Annotated in this window: 13 protein-coding genes; 2 read left to right on the forward strand and 11 right to left on the reverse strand. The window is 60.7% G+C overall.

What is annotated here, in order from left to right; genetic code table 11:
- Positions 1–14: 14 nt before the first annotated feature.
- From Q0V31_RS18570 to Q0V31_RS18595, 6 genes are all read right to left on the reverse strand, one after another.
- Positions 15–284 (reverse strand): K+/H+ antiporter subunit F, encoded by a 270-nt coding sequence (locus Q0V31_RS18570; RefSeq protein WP_298190297.1) that lies wholly within the window; start codon positions 282–284, stop codon positions 15–17.
- Positions 269–772, reverse strand: coding sequence for a Na+/H+ antiporter subunit E (locus tag Q0V31_RS18575; RefSeq protein ID WP_298190299.1), 504 nt, complete (start codon positions 770–772; stop codon positions 269–271). Before Q0V31_RS18575 ends, Q0V31_RS18570 begins: the two co-directional genes overlap by 16 nt.
- Positions 769–2,274 (reverse strand): monovalent cation/H+ antiporter subunit D, encoded by a 1,506-nt coding sequence (locus tag Q0V31_RS18580; protein WP_298190301.1) that lies wholly within the window; start codon positions 2,272–2,274, stop codon positions 769–771. Before Q0V31_RS18580 ends, Q0V31_RS18575 begins: the two co-directional genes overlap by 4 nt.
- Positions 2,271–2,600 (reverse strand): Na+/H+ antiporter subunit C, encoded by a 330-nt coding sequence (locus Q0V31_RS18585; RefSeq protein WP_298190303.1) that lies wholly within the window; start codon positions 2,598–2,600, stop codon positions 2,271–2,273. The genes Q0V31_RS18580 and Q0V31_RS18585 overlap by 4 nt, the downstream gene beginning before the upstream one ends.
- Before the next feature lies 1 nt (position 2,601).
- Positions 2,602–5,394, reverse strand: a complete 2,793-nt coding sequence (locus Q0V31_RS18590; RefSeq protein ID WP_298190305.1) for a monovalent cation/H+ antiporter subunit A — start codon at positions 5,392–5,394, stop codon at positions 2,602–2,604.
- Positions 5,395–5,722: 328 nt separating this feature from the next.
- Entirely contained in the window at positions 5,723–6,184 is a 462-nt protein-coding gene (locus Q0V31_RS18595) for a glycine zipper 2TM domain-containing protein (RefSeq protein WP_298190307.1), read from the reverse strand.
- Between the two features lie 174 nt (positions 6,185–6,358).
- Here Q0V31_RS18595 and Q0V31_RS18600 point away from each other — a divergent pair, with 174 nt between their 5' ends.
- Entirely contained in the window at positions 6,359–6,595 is a 237-nt protein-coding gene (locus Q0V31_RS18600; RefSeq protein ID WP_298190309.1) for a hypothetical protein, read from the forward strand.
- 8 nt (positions 6,596–6,603) lie between these two features.
- Here the strand turns inward: Q0V31_RS18600 and pdxH are convergent, their stop codons facing one another.
- The 5 genes from pdxH to dinG form a co-directional block, all read right to left on the reverse strand.
- Positions 6,604–7,251, reverse strand: a complete 648-nt coding sequence (gene pdxH, locus Q0V31_RS18605; protein ID WP_298190311.1) for a pyridoxamine 5'-phosphate oxidase — start codon at positions 7,249–7,251, stop codon at positions 6,604–6,606.
- 87 nt (positions 7,252–7,338) lie between these two features.
- Positions 7,339–8,019 carry an OmpA family protein gene (locus Q0V31_RS18610; protein ID WP_298190313.1) on the reverse strand — a complete coding sequence of 227 codons (681 nt, stop codon included), beginning with the start codon at positions 8,017–8,019 and terminating at the stop codon, positions 7,339–7,341.
- Between the two features lie 95 nt (positions 8,020–8,114).
- Entirely contained in the window at positions 8,115–9,260 is a 1,146-nt protein-coding gene (locus Q0V31_RS18615; protein ID WP_298190316.1) for a serine hydrolase domain-containing protein, read from the reverse strand.
- Positions 9,261–9,397: 137 nt separating this feature from the next.
- Entirely contained in the window at positions 9,398–11,512 is a 2,115-nt protein-coding gene (locus Q0V31_RS18620) for a beta-agarase (protein WP_298190318.1), read from the reverse strand.
- Between the two features lie 213 nt (positions 11,513–11,725).
- Complete coding sequence (gene dinG / locus Q0V31_RS18625) at positions 11,726–13,870, reverse strand: ATP-dependent DNA helicase DinG (protein ID WP_298190320.1); 2,145 nt, start codon at positions 13,868–13,870, stop codon at positions 11,726–11,728.
- 167 nt (positions 13,871–14,037) lie between these two features.
- Between dinG and Q0V31_RS18630 the strand changes: the two genes are divergently transcribed.
- Entirely contained in the window at positions 14,038–14,502 is a 465-nt protein-coding gene (locus Q0V31_RS18630; RefSeq protein WP_298190322.1) for a CopD family protein, read from the forward strand.
- The last annotated feature ends 6 nt before the right edge of the window (positions 14,503–14,508 follow it).

The following is a 14,508-nucleotide window of genomic DNA, read 5'->3' on the forward strand; positions in this document are numbered from 1 at the left end:
CTCCGTAGAACGTTCTACTCGATAATATCGCCGCGTAGCAGGTACTTGGCCACGGCTACTGTGCCAATAAAGCCCATCACCGCAATCAACAGCGCCGCTTCAAAATACAGATCCGACCCCAGCCACACGCCAAACAGCACGAGTATGGCGATCGCGTTGATAAACAGGGTGTCCAGGGCCAAGATGCGGTCGGGCAGATCGGGGCCGATGATCAGCCGTGCCATGGTCAGCACGAGAGCCACGCCGATGATCACCAGGCACAGCGGGATCACGTAGTCGAGCATGTGAATACCTCCAGCAAGGGTGCTTCATAGCGCTGCTTGATTTCCGCCACCAACGCCTCGGCGTCCGGCACATCGAGGCCGTGCACCAGCAAGGTCTTGTGGTCATCGCTGAGGTCGGCGGAAACCGTGCCCGGCGTCAGGGAAATGATGCTGGTGAGCATGGTCAGGGCCAGTTCATCTTCCAGCAGCAGGGGAATTTCCACGAACGCCGGGCGCAGCTTGGCGGTCGGGCCGAGGATCAGTTTGGCCACCTGCAGGTTGGCCATGACGATATCGCCGAGGATGCGCACCAGAAACAGGCAGAGCTTGAACGGCTTGTCGACTTTCGGCGGGTTGATCCAGAACACCTGAGTCAGCAATGGGATGGCCCAACCGAGCAACCCACCGAGCAAAAAGTGGCCCAGACTCAGGTCGTTCATCAGCAGCAACCATACCAGCAGCAGGCACACGCTCAGCAGCGGATGGGGTAACCAGCGGCGTGCTTTCATCGTACGGCTCCTGACTCAATGATCTGTCGGTACAGCGCCAGGTCATGCAGCTGAGCGGCCGTGGCCTCGACATAACTCAACAACGGTGCGGCGCAGAACACCAGCAATAGACTGAGTGACAGCAGCCCCATACAGGCCAGCAGCCGGCCGTAATCCAGCTCGGCGCTGTCCAGCTGACTCTGCCCCACACGCCAGAACAAGGTGCTGCCAGCCCGGCTCAGAGCAATAACGGTGAGCAGGCTGCCAACCAGCACCACAGGCCAGAACAACAACGCATCCAGGCCAGGTTCCAGTGAGCGCAGCAACAACAGCTTGCCGAAAAACCCGGAAAGCGGCGGCAAGCCGGCCACCGCAATCGCGCCGAAAAAGAACAAGCCACCGAGCACATGCGGATTCTGCAGCTCCGCCCCCTGAATCAGAAGCGTATGTTTAACCCCACGCTGCCGGGCAATCAGGTCGGCCAAGAGGAACAGCCCGCCGGCGACCCAGGTGCTGTGAACCAGGTAAAACAGGGCGGCCGCCAATGCTTGCTCAGTACCGATGGCCACACCCGCGAGCAAGGTGCCTACCGACACGACGACCAGGTACGCCAGTAAGCCGTGCAGGCTAACCGCCGCCAGCGCGCCGATCACGCCGAGCGCCAGGGTCAGCAGGGCAATCGGCCACAGCCAGTCGTTGGCCATATTGGCCAGGGTGCCAGCCTCATCGCCGAAGATCAGTGTGTATACGCGGATGATCGAATACAGGCCGACCTTGGTCATCACCGCAAACAGTGCAGCGACCGGCGCAGTGGCTGAGGCATAGGCCTTGGGCAGCCAGAAATACAACGGCAGGAACGCTGCCTTGAGCCCGAACACCACCAGTAACAGCAGGCCGGCAGCGCCCAGTAGCGCTGCATCGTCAGGCCCGGCAGCGGCCACGCGAATGGCCATGTCCGCCATATTCAGGGTGCCGGTGATGCCGTACAGCACGCCTACGGCGAGCAGGAAGAACGCCGAACCGACCAGGTTCAGCACCACGTAATGCAACCCCGCGCGTACCCGCTCTACCCCGCCGCCGTGCAGCAGCAGCGAATAGGAGGCGATCAGCAGGATTTCAAAGAACACAAACAGGTTGAACAGGTCGCCAGTGAGGAAGGCACCGTTGATCCCCATCAACTGGAACTGGAACAGGGCATGAAAGCTTCGTCCGCGCTGATCATCACCACGCACGGCATACAGCAAGGCAAAGCTGCCGAGTACCGCGGTGACAACCAACAACAAGGCGCTCAGACGATCCAGCAGCAAGATAATGCCGAATGGCGCCGCCCAGTTACCGGCAGCGTAGACCTGCAGCACACCCTGATCAGCCACCCAAAGCAAGTAAGCGCTCAGGGGCAATAACAGCAGCGTCGCCAGCAACGACACGCAGCGCTTAAACCGCTGGCTCAGGCCCGCCCCCAGCAGCAACAGGCTGCCGGCAAACATGGGGAGCAGGACGGGCAGGATCAAGCTGTGATTCATTTGGCAGGCTCCTGGCCGTCAACATGGTCAGTCTGGGTTTCACCGACGCTGCGCAGCGCCAGCACCACGACGAACGCGGTCATGGCAAAGCCGATAACGATGGCGGTCAGCACCAGTGCTTGCGGCAACGGGTCAGCGTACTCAGCACCCGCCCCGACCACCGTGACCACGCCGGTTTGCAACCGGCCCATGGCGAACAGGAACAGGTTGACCGCATAGGAAATCAGCGTCAGCCCCAGCACCACCGGGAAGGTCCGCGCACGCAGCAGCAGGTACACGCCGCTGGCGGTGAGGATACCCAGGGTCGTGGCAAATATGGCTTCCATCTCAAAGCACCTCTTGTACAGCTTTTTCCTGGGTCAATTTGCCCAGGTTGGCGAGAATCAACAGGGTTGCGCCGACCACCGTCAGGTACACGCCAAGGTCGAAGAGCATGGCAGTCGCCAGCTCGATTTCACCAATCAGCGGAATCTGAAAATGGCCGAAGGCCGAGGTCAGGAACGGCCGGTCAAACAGCCAGCTGCCCAAACCGGTGAGGCCTGCAATCAATACGCCAAGCCCGGCCATGCCCTGGTAATTCAGCGGCAGACGCGACTGCGTCCACTGCACGCCACTGGCGACGTATTGCAGGATCAACGCCACAGCCGTGACCAGCCCGGCGATAAAACCGCCGCCCGGCAAGTTGTGCCCGCGCAGGAAGATAAACACCGAGACCAGCAGCGCCATCGGCAGCAGCACCCGCGACAGGGTGGCGAGGATCAGCGGGTGACGGTCACGTGCCCAATTGCGCCCCTGTGCATCGACTTTCGGCTGGAACAACCGCAAGCCGTCGAGCAATGCAAAGATACCGACGGCGGCAATCGCCAGCACGGTGCCCTCGCCCATGGTGTCGAAACCACGGAAGTCGACCAGAATCACGTTGACCACGTTGGCCCCACCGCCGCCCGGCACGCTGTTCTCCAAGAAGAACGCGGAAATGCTGTCATACGGCCGCGTCAGCACGGCGAATACCAGTATCGCCACCATCACGCCCGTGCCCACGGCCAGGATGAAGTCGCGCAGGCCACGCAGGCTGCTCGACTCCACACGGGTATGCGCCGGTAGAAAGAACAGCGCAAGCATCAGCAGGATGATGGTCACCACCTCCACAGACAACTGGGTCAGGGCCAGGTCCGGTGCCGAATAACGGGCAAAGGCCAGCGCCACCATCAGCCCGACCACGCTGAGCATCAGCAAGGAGACCAGGCGCTGGCGATGGAAGATCACCGTCACCAAGGCAGCCAAGGCCATGATGCCCAGGCCCAGGGCCGTGATGCCGTCGATCTCGCTCATGGCCAGCGGTCCGCTGATCTGCGGTAACGAACTCAGGCCCTGGGTCACTACCAACAACCCCGCCGCCAGCAGCAACGCCAGGTAGCGTTGCAACGAAGCGTTCTCCAGCCAGTGGGTCACCGCCGTGCAGGCCTTGAGCAGAATCAGCACACCGCTTTCGAACAGCAATTTGGCATCCACGCTCGGCAGGCCGGCATACCAACGAAACAGCGGCTGGCGGAATACGTAGACCAGAATCCCGCCAAACAGCGCGATAAAGCTCATCAGCAACGCCATGTTCAAGCCATGCCAAATCGCCAGACTGTAAGTTGGCACATCACCGCCCAGAGTTGCCGTAGCGGCAGCGGCCAGCAGCGGCGCCACGGTGTAGGCCGGCACAATGCCCACCAGCAGGCAGAGGAACACCAAAATCTCCACCGGCACTTTCATATAGCGCGGCGGCTCATGCGGCGGGTAATGCGGCAGGTTGATCGGCTCGCCGTTGAAGAACACGTCGTGGATAAACCGCAGCGAATAGGCCACCGAAAACACCCCGGCCAGGGTTGCAGCTGCCGGAATCACCCAGTTGAAGCTACCGAGCAGGTGTTGATTAAGGGTTTCGCTGAAGAACATTTCCTTGCTCAGGAAGCCATTAAGCAGCGGCACGCCGGCCATCGCCGAGGCCGCCACCATGGCCAACACGGCGGTGTGCGGCATGTACTTCCACATGCCGTTAATTCGCCGCATGTCGCGGCTGCCGGTTTCATGGTCAATGATCCCCGCCGCCATAAACAACGAGGCCTTAAAGGTGGCGTGGTTGATGATGTGGAACACCGCGGCCACTGCTGCCAGGCGCGTATCCAGGCCGAACAGCAAGGTGATCAGGCCCAGATGACTGATAGTCGAATAGGCCAGCAGACCCTTGAGGTCATGCTGGAACAACGCCATCCCGGCCCCCACCAGCAGCGTCACCAGACCGGTGATGCTGACCAGGTAGAACCACCACTCCGAGCCGGCCAACGCCGGATAGAGACGCGCCAGCAGAAACACCCCGGCCTTGACCATGGTTGCCGAGTGCAGATAGGCGGAAACCGGGGTCGGCGCGGCCATCGCATGGGGCAGCCAGAAATGGAACGGAAACTGCGCCGACTTGGTGAACACGCCCAACAGCACCAGAATCAGCGCCAGCGGGTACAGCTCATGCGCACGAATCGCGTAACCGGCAGCCAGTACCTGGGACAGCTCGAAACTGCCGGCGATATGGCCGATCAGCAGAATCCCGGCAAACAGCGCCAGGCCACCACCGCCGGTCACGGCCAGGGCCATGCGCGCCCCCTTGCGCGCATCCGAGCGCTCCCCCCAGAAGCCAATCAGCAGGAACGACGACAGGCTGGTCAGCTCCCAGAACATCAGCATCAACAGCAGGTTTTCCGAGAGCACCACGCCGAGCATCGCGCCCATAAACAGCAGCAGGAAGGCGAAAAAACGCCCCATCGGCTCTTTTTTCGCCAGGTAGTAGCGGGCGTAGAGAATCACCAGCAGGCCGATGCCGAGAATCAGCAGGGCAAACAGAAAGCCCAGGCCATCGAGGCGCAGGCTGAGATTCAGGCCCAGGCTCGGCAGCCACTCTAACTTGACCCTGAGCAACTCGCCAGAGAACACCGCAGATTGCTGCGAGAGCAACAGCACCAACGCCGTCAGCGGCGCCAACGAAGCGGCCGCAGCGCAAGCTGAACGGCCCAAACGTTCGGCCAGCAACGGCAGAAACATGCCGAGAAATGGCAAGGCGATGATCAGCGCAAGCGTCATAAATAAAACCTCTTTATACGAACCAGGCACGTACACGCACCCAGCCGACTCCCTAACTAACTCACTGGTGGTAAACCACAGGCTTTTACCCGAGCCACAACCCGCACACATGGAATACGCCGCATGGCGACGAAAGCCGATCAACAGAAAAACGTGCGCGATTATCCATAACTATCGCCCAGCAGTCATGGATAGAATCATTACAAAACGCTCCACTTGCCGCGAACTTGCCTGGGATATCTGACAATCACCGGGAAACGTCTGGTCAATCTAGAAAAAAGGCAATAAAAAACCGGATCAGTCAATACTGATCCGGTCTCGGCAACTCTTAATGAGTAACGCGGCTGGTGCCATTGACCGTCATGATGCGCACGCGCTCACCGACGCGGAAGATTTGATTCTCCTCCACCGCCTGCACATAGGCGCGCATGCTGCCGTCATCTTCGCGCACGGTGATTTCCACGCCTTGGGTACGCGTCAGGCCTTCTTCGGTCATTGCGCCCAGTAAACCACCGGCTACGGCACCGATCACTGCGGCTACCGCACTGCCGCGACCACCGCCAACGCCACTGCCGGCAACGCCGCCAACCACCGCGCCAGCACCTGCGCCGATTGGGGTTTTCGTGCCTTCGATTTTCACCGGACGCAGCGATTCAATCGTACCCATACGCACGGTCTGCACGGCGCGCGCTTCATCACGTGAGTAAGTGTCGCCGGTCAGGCTGGAGGCGCAACCGCCCAACAGAGCCAACGCGGCAAACGATGCAGCCAAAACAATGGGTTTACGCATGATTATGTCTCCAGTTAGGCAGGCTTCATTAAAACGCCTGCGCCGTTCAGCTGTCATCCGTAAATATACGGCAAAAATTTACTCGGCATGTCTTGCACGGCTCTGGCGCGACATTGCACCACCTTCAACGCAGTCACTCAGTAAGCCTAGACTAAGGCACTGTCTGGGGGACCTATGGATTATTTCATCGTCGTCAGCACCAGCGTTGCCGGGCTGTACTTCCATTGGTGGTTGTATGTGCGAATCAAGCGCTGGATGGACCGTGACCTGGCGCTGTCACTGGCCGGAAACTCGCCGACCAAGCGCCACTACATGCTCGAACGCCTGACTGAAGCACAAGCGGCCGGCATCAAGCGCAGCGCCCTGCCCGCTTGGCTCGAGCAGGCAGCGACGCAGTATCAGGGGGATTAAAACAGCGTTCAGGGCGCCAGGCGCTCGCGCAACCAGGCGTCGCCCTCTAGGCGGAAGTTGAGACGATCATGCAGACGGCTGGAACGCCCCTGCCAGAACTCGATACGCTCCGGCAGCAAACGATAGCCACCCCAGTGCGGCGGGCAATGCGGAGCACATTCAAGAAAGCGCTGTTCGGTCTGCGCCAGCAAGTCTTCCAACTCGTCACGACCGGCAATCACCCGACTCTGCGGGGATGCCCAAGCGCCAATCCGGCTGCCCAGCGGACGCACCTGAAAATAAGCATCGCACTCCTCTGCCGTGACCCGCTCAACCCGCCCTTCGATACGCACCTGACGCTCAAGGCTGGGCCAGAAGAAGGTCATGGCAGCAAACGGGTTAACCGCCAGCTGCTGGCCTTTGGCGCTGTCGTAGTTGCTGAAGAAGGTAAAACCGCGCGCATCCAGGCCCTTGAGCAGCAGCACGCGACAATGTGGACGACCTTCGCCATCAACGGTCGCCAGGGTCATGGCATTGGGCTCAACCGGCAGCTGTTCGGTTTTCACCGCATCGGCAAACCAGTGTTGAAACAGCGCAAACGGCTCAAGCGGCGCTTGCGCCTCGCTCAAGCCGTCACGGGTGTATTCACGGCGCATGTCAGCCAGGGTTTGAGTCATCAACAAATCCTCTCGAACAGATTGCGCCAAGCTTAACCACTGGCGTTCTATTTAGCTTGATCTGCGACAACGCTGCTGACCCTCGGCTTATGGGCGGGGAGCTGGCTTATCAGCCTTGGCAATCACTTTGGCGGTTTTGTCTGCAGCCGGCTTGACGGCGGCAACCGCAGTAGTGGGCGCTGGCTGGTTGTATTTGGCGATCAGCGCGTTGAGGGTGGCTTTCGAGGTCAGCATGATCTCTACCCGGCGGTTCAGTGCACGACCTTGCTGGCTGTCGTTGGCAGCGCGCGGCATGTCGGAACCCATGCCCTTGACCATTAGACGATTCTGCTTGAGGCCACTGAGGCGGAAGATCGAGGTGAACGCGCGAGCGCGCTGCTGGCTTAGTTCGCGGTTGGCATTCACTTCGCCACTGCTGTCGGCATGGCCAAGAATCAGCACGCCGATGTTTTCATCGTTTTCCAGCAATTTGCCCATACGGCTCAGGGGACCCAGGGTCACTGGCAGCATCATATGCGGACGGTCTGGGTTGAACGAACCCTGTACCGGCGCGGTGACCACCAAAAGGTTTTCCTGACGCTCTAATTCGAAATGGGTGCCCTTGATCGCTTCACGCACCTTTGGCTCGTAGTCATCCAACCAGGCTTGGGTCACTGCCGGTGGCGGCATAACAACCACTTTCGGCGCAGGCTTTGTGTATTTGTCGAAAGCGCTGCAACCGCTGATCAGCACACACAGGGCGATGGCGAGGGTTTTGTTAGCAAGCATCTGAAAATCCACATCGTGATAAGCAAAAGAAGCCGGTCAGCGGCCCACTGAGGTAGCAGGCCATGCCAGGTTATGCCGCAGTTTAGCTGAGCTGGCTATAAACAATCAGCCAATAGACGCGCAAGTTTCTGCGCACGGGGATCCATCAAGACGAACGGTCCTAGGTTATTGGTGACAAAGCCAAAGGCCACATCCCGCTCCGGGTCGGCAAAGCCAATGGAGCCGCCGGCGCCAGGATGACCAAAGGCGCGCGCGCCCATGCCGTAGGTGGCATTGGCGACCGCTGGCTGATCGAGCATGCAACCCAGGCCGAAACGGGTACGGGTCAGCAACGTCTTGTCTTCACCCAGCGCATGTTCGCGGGTGAGCTCAGCCAGCAACTCGCTCTCCAGCAAGCTGCCGTCCAGCAGGCCGCTATAGAAACCAGCCAGGCTGCGCGCATTACCATGGCCGTTGGCGGCCGGCTGTTGCATGCGCCGCCATTCCGGCTTATTGGTGCTGGTCATGATCGACGGTGGATTGGTGAAGGCGCGCGTGCTCATGGCCGCAGGCTCGCTCATCATGGTCTTGAGCAGACGTTGAGCTGCCGCATCACCCAGGTTGCCCTTGCCGCGGGAGATAGTCGCCACGCGGTCGAACTCCTGATCCGCCAGGCCCACATGAAAATCGAGGCCCAAAGGCTTGGCCGTCCGCGCGACGATGGCCTCGCCCGGCCCGCGCCCCTCGACCCGTCGCAACACTTCACCCACCAGCCAGCCGTAGGTGATCGGCGCATAGCCATGGCCTTCACCCAAGGTCCACCACGGCTGTTCGGCGGCTAGCGCGGTGGTCATGGTCTGCCAGTCATACAAGGCTTCGGCCGGCAGCATCTGCCGCAAAGCCGGCAGCCCCGCTTGATGGCTAAGCAAATGGCGCAGGGTGACTTTGTCTTTACCGGCCGTGGCGAACTCAGGCCAGTAACGTGCGACCGGGGCATCCAGCTCCAGCTTGCCCTCGCCGACTAACTGCAAGGCAGTAACTGCGGCAAAAGTCTTGGTGCAGGAAAACAGGTTGAGGATGGTGTCGCTGTGCCAGGCCTGCTGACCATCTTTGTCGGCCACTCCGGCCCACAGGTCCACCACGGTTTCGCCGCCGACCTGCACGCAGAGCGCCATCCCGCGCTCTTGCGGATCATCGAACAACGCCGCAAAAGCGTCTCTCAGCGCCTCGAACTTGAGGTCGAAATAGCCCTGTATCTGCACCGCCCTGCTCCTTTATCAGTGTTCGCCAATTGTTCGGCGGATTGTTTCAGTTCTACCGCCTACGGTGAATCCTGCTCCAGGCTGGCAACAGCAATATCGACCCCGCGAATAGCCTTTCCACGGTTTGCTGTGACCGGCTAAGGCGCTGGCTTGAGCAGGGCTTGCGGCACAGTTAAGTTGGCTTTACGCACGCTTTGGACGAAGCCTGACCAAGGCCGATCAGTGATCGCCACCAGGCCCAGATGGCCGTTCTCGCCATCCAATAAGCGCCCGGTCACCGGCTGATCGAGGTATTGGAACCAGTGCACGCCGACAACCTGCGGCTCCTCCAGGGCCTTACTCAGGAAGTGCGCATAAGCCGGGCCACGCTCCTCCTCCTTGTAGACCTCGGCAACCCCACCCCAGAACGGCCCACGATCACGCGAGCCGAAGTGAAACTCGGTGATCATCAGCGGTTTGTCTAACTGGCGCAGCGCGGCGAAGTCATAACCCTGCTGCGGCTCACGGGTGTAGAAGTTAAAGCTCAGCACATCGCAGAAGCGCACACAGGCCTTCACCGCCTCGGGGATGCTGCTGGCGAAGCGCCCGCCCAGCAGCAGGTGGTTGGGCGCGTGCCAGTCCAGTGAGTCGGCAATGGTCTTAAAGTAGGTTTCCGCATACAGGCGCAGGAACGCCTGCATATCCTGCTCGATGGCCGGGTGCTCAGCGCTGGGCAACGGCGCCTGAAAACCAGGGTCCTCCATCAGCTCCCACGCCTGCAACTCAATCCCCCAGGCGCGGGACAGGCCATTCTGATTGCGGTATTTGTCACGCAACTGCTTGAGAAAAGCGCGCTTGGCCGGCACATCGGTGCTCAGGCGTAATGTGGCATACGCCAGGGCATAGCGGCCATTGGGGTCCTCCGCAGCACCCGCCCAGGCCAGCTCGTTGTCAGCGAAATAACCGAGTAGCCAGGGATTGTCACGGTGATCGCGCGAGGCAATCGCCACGGCCCGCTCGGTGGCCATGGCAAAGCGCGGATCGAACGGGTCAGGCATTGCGCCCCACCAATCGACACCGGTGCTGATGGTGGCGTAATCACCGTGAATCGACAGCGCAATACTGAACGGCATGCGGGCGTCGCTGGCAAAAGCTGGCTCGCTCCAGTTCCCCAGGGTGTTGAAACCCCAGGCTTGCAGGCGATCCTGACTGAGCGTGCGCCAGGCAGCAGGATCACCCTGACCATAACTGCGCTGCAGGTTGGCCTTGTAAAAATCGAACCAACGCCCGCTGGCAAACGCCCGACCCTGGTTGGCGCCAGTGTCGCTGCGGCTGTCCGAGGTGCCGAAGTAAGCCGCCAGCGCCTCCCCCTGTTGTGGTAGATCGGTAAACATCGCCTCACGCCCTGCAACGTAAGTGGCGCTCTGCTCGGCCGTCACTGCGTTAACCCCCAGCGAATAGAACGGATGCCCCTCAGGCGTTACCAGAAACCAGCGACCATCGCGTTTCTCGGTACGGAAAAAGCCGCTCGGCGTAAACGCCTGCCCGCCCATCCAGCCGCCAAACGTGTCCTGCGCCGGCCGCTGCGCCAGCCAGCGCTGCAACTGTTGCTGCTCTTGGGCAGCCGCTTGCTGCAGTTGCCCATCGTTATGCACCTTGCCCGGCCAGTTGGCCCGCGTGTACTGGCCGTAGCTGTCGACGATGTCGGCATAGGCGGCGGCCGATAGCTGTTCGCTGCTCACGCCAAACTGGCTGAGCAAAATATCTTGCGCCGCTTGCGGCTGCGGTATGGACAGGGTGAGTGCACTGACGTTGCTCAGGTCCAGCGCGCCACTGAGCGTGTCGGCCAGCAGCAGGCGTTGGCCCTTGTGCGTCCAGGGCATCGGCACCCCGGCACGCATACCATGCTCACGCGGTGAAGCGGCTTGCAGGGGAATCAACAGGGTTTGCGCAGGCCCGGCCGGCAAGGCGATACGGGTGCTCAACTGCTGACCATCGGTACTTTCGATCAGCACATCCAGGGTCAACGCCCAGGCCATGGCGTTCTGTACACGCAAGCTAACCAGGGTTTGCTGCGACCAGTCCCAACTACCGCTTTGCGGGGTAAGACGCAGGCGGGGTTGCGCGGCAGGATGGAAGGTCACTCGACGCAGCACTTCACCTTGCGGCGTCGGCTCGCCAATGCGCTTAGGCAGCTCGGCATCCACTGTCGTGACCTGCACGGCGTCCAATGGCCGGACAAAGTTGAACAACTCCTGCTGCTCTATTGCCATGGCTACGCTGCAATAACCCAGTAGGGCTGATAGCAAAATACCTGTCTGCAGCCTGCGTTTAAGCTTCACGAACAGCATTCCCCTAATATTTCGGCCGCCCCTGGCCAGACTGCCCGAGGCAAAGTTCAGGCCTTGGGGTCGACCAAGGCAGTGTACATGCGCCAGTTGGAGCGTCTTTAGCGCGGCGAGTTGCCTTATACCGACAGGCGGACGCTAACTGATTTCCCGGCGAAATGGCGGCAAGGCATTAAGAATTGATTTGCCGTAGCGCTGAGTGATTACACGGCGATCCAGCAAGGTAATAATTCCGCGATCCGCCTCAGTGCGCAGCAGGCGGCCGCACGCCTGCACCAGGCGCAGCGACGCATCCGGTACGGCAATTTCCATAAAGGGGTTGCCGCCGCGCGCTTCGATCCACTCGGCCAGGGCCGCCTCGACAGGATCGTCCGGAACAGCAAAGGGGATTTTGGCAATCACCACATGTTCGCAGTAGGCGCCCGGTAGATCGACACCCTCGGCAAAACTGGCCAGGCCAAACAGCACGCTTTCCTCACCGCTATCGACCCGAGCCTTGTGCTTGTTCAGGGTTTCCTGCTTGGACAGGTTGCCTTGAATAAATACCCGCTTGCGCCAGTCACGCTCCAGACCTTCGAAGACGTCCTGCATTTGCTTGCGCGAGGAAAACAGCACCAAGGTGCCGCGCGAGCCCTCAACCAGACCGGGCAAATCTCGGATAATCGCCGCCGTATGCGCCACCGCATCCCGCGGATCAGCATTCAGGTTGGGCACCCGCAGCACACCAGCATCGGCATGATGAAAAGGGCTAGGCACCACGGTGCTAACCGCCACGTTCGGCAAACCGGCGCGCATGCGGTAGCGATCAAAGGTGCCCAGCGCCGTCAACGTCGCCGAGGTCACCAGCGCGCCATAGGCCACATTCCACAAGTTACGCCGCAGGGTTTCGGCGGCCAGGATTGGGCTGGCGTTGACCTCGATATCGAACAACGCGCCGCTATCGGCCAGAGTCAGCCAGCGCGCCATCGGCGGACTGGTCTCCGGGTCTTCGGCGGTAAAGGCCAGCCACAACTCCCAACTGCCCTGAGCACGCGCCAGCAGGCTGCCAAACAACGGGTACCACTCCTCGGCCTGGTGGCTGGCGATGCCAATAGTGGCCTCGCCATCCATGGCTTCCTTGAGCTTTTCGGTCACCCCGGTAAACAGCTCGGTCAGCTTGGAAAAACCCTTCTTCAACTCCACGCCCAGCTCGACCAAGTGCGACGGCACCAGCCCGCCGACAAAGCGATGACGTGGGCGCTCCCGGCCCTGCATGTCTTCGCCCGGCTTGAAGTCGGCCACCTGCTCACACGCGGCGAACATAAACTGCTGATGGGTTTTGATCTCCCGCGCCAGCTCCGGCACCTGCTCGATCAAACGACCTAAGTCACCCGGCAACGGATGCTGGGCGAGCAGCTTGGTGAGATTTTTGGCGGTCTGCTCCAGCCAGTCAGCGGTCGAACGCAGCCGGGTGAAATGGGCGAAATGACCGATGGCCTTGTCCGGCAGGTGATGGCCCTCGTCAAACACATAGAGGGTGTCACGCGGATCCGGCAATACCGCGCCGCCGCCCAGGGCCAGGTCTGCGAGGACCATGTCATGGTTGGTGACGATGACATCGACCTTGCCCATGCCTTCGCGCGTTTTGTAAAAAGCACACTGCTGGAAGTTCGGACAATGGCGGCTGGTGCACTGACTGTGATCGGTGGTCAGCTGCGACCAGCGCGCGTCTTCCAGTTCTTCCGGCCAGCTGTCGCGGTCACCGTCCCACTTGTTGCCGGCAAGCTTCTCGATCATCGCGGTAAACAGCTTCTGACTCTGCTCATCCACATCGATCTTGAAGCCTTCCTCTTCGAACAGCTGAGCGGTGGCGCTTTGCGCCTGGCCTTCCTGCAGCAGCATATCCAGCTTGGACAGGCACAGGTAACGGCCGCGCCCCTTGGCCAGGGCGAAGCTGAAGTTGAGACCACTGTTGCGCATCAGGTCCGGCAAATCTTTGTGCACGATCTGCTCTTGCAGTGCCACGGTGGCCGTGGCGATCACCAACCGCTTGCCTGCGGCCTTAGCCGTGGGAATCGCGGCCATGCTATAGGCCACGGTTTTACCGGTACCGGTACCGGCCTCAACCGCCACAACAGCAGGCTCACCGACGCGCCGCCCTTCTTCATCAACTTCAATGGCGCCAAGCACCTTGGCAATTTCGGCAATCATCAGGCGCTGGCCATAGCGCGGTTTAAGCGACTTGGCCTCGAGAAAACGGGAGTAGGCGCCCTGGATCTGGGACTTGAGTTCGGTACTGAGCATGGGGTCTTGGTGCAAAAAGCCTGGATAAATTTTCAGTGTTTGTAATCGGCGGCTATCATAGCGCGCTAATCGATCCCGCGCTGAACCGCTTAGAGCCTGTTGCTAACGCGCCATGGCCGACGCGCAGCAGGTCGCCAATAGGTTCTTACATCCATAGGAGTGATTGCATGACCCCTTACGCCTTCATCTACAGCCTGCACCTGCTCGCCGCCCTCGCCTGGGTGGGCGGTATGTTCTTCGCGTGGATGATCTTGCGCCCGGCAGCCGTCGCCGCTCTGGAAGCCCCAGCCCGGCTAAAACTCTGGCTGGCGGTCTTCCCGCGCTTTTTCTACTGGGTATGGGCGGCGGTGATTGTCTTGCCGGTTACCGGCGTGGGCATGCTGCACCTGCGCTTTAGCGGCTTCGATGCCGCGCCACGCTATGTGCACATCATGATGGGGCTGTATATCGCGATGCTGGCGCTGTTTCTGCGGATACAGGCACTGCAACTGCCAGAATTGCGCCGCGCCGTAACAGCAGAGGACTGGCCGAGTGGCGGTGCGGTGCTTGCACGCATTCGTCGGCTAGTCGGCATCAACCTGCTGCTGGGATTACTGGTGGTGGTAATCGCTGGCGCTCGCCCTTCGTTCTAACGCGGC

The organism is uncultured Pseudomonas sp., assembly GCF_943846705.1.
Taxonomy (GTDB): Bacteria; Pseudomonadota; Gammaproteobacteria; order Pseudomonadales; family Pseudomonadaceae; genus Aquipseudomonas.

Coding starts and splice junctions, on each gene's coding strand:
- Q0V31_RS18595 (WP_298190307.1), bottom strand. CDS start 6,184: ATGCGTAAACCCATTGTTTTGGCTGCATCGTTTGCCGCGTTGGCTCTG.
- Q0V31_RS18620 (WP_298190318.1), bottom strand. CDS start 11,512: ATGGCAATAGAGCAGCAGGAGTTGTTCAACTTTGTCCGGCCATTGGAC.
- Q0V31_RS18630 (WP_298190322.1), top strand. CDS start 14,038: ATGACCCCTTACGCCTTCATCTACAGCCTGCACCTGCTCGCCGCCCTC.
- Q0V31_RS18580 (WP_298190301.1), bottom strand. CDS start 2,274: ATGAATCACAGCTTGATCCTGCCCGTCCTGCTCCCCATGTTTGCCGGC.
- Q0V31_RS18575 (WP_298190299.1), bottom strand. CDS start 772: ATGAAAGCACGCCGCTGGTTACCCCATCCGCTGCTGAGCGTGTGCCTG.
- Q0V31_RS18590 (WP_298190305.1), bottom strand. CDS start 5,394: ATGACGCTTGCGCTGATCATCGCCTTGCCATTTCTCGGCATGTTTCTG.
- Q0V31_RS18610 (WP_298190313.1), bottom strand. CDS start 8,019: ATGCTTGCTAACAAAACCCTCGCCATCGCCCTGTGTGTGCTGATCAGC.
- Q0V31_RS18570 (WP_298190297.1), bottom strand. CDS start 284: ATGCTCGACTACGTGATCCCGCTGTGCCTGGTGATCATCGGCGTGGCT.
- Q0V31_RS18600 (WP_298190309.1), top strand. CDS start 6,359: ATGGATTATTTCATCGTCGTCAGCACCAGCGTTGCCGGGCTGTACTTC.
- pdxH (WP_298190311.1), bottom strand. CDS start 7,251: ATGACTCAAACCCTGGCTGACATGCGCCGTGAATACACCCGTGACGGC.
- dinG (WP_298190320.1), bottom strand. CDS start 13,870: ATGCTCAGTACCGAACTCAAGTCCCAGATCCAGGGCGCCTACTCCCGT.
- Q0V31_RS18585 (WP_298190303.1), bottom strand. CDS start 2,600: ATGGAAGCCATATTTGCCACGACCCTGGGTATCCTCACCGCCAGCGGC.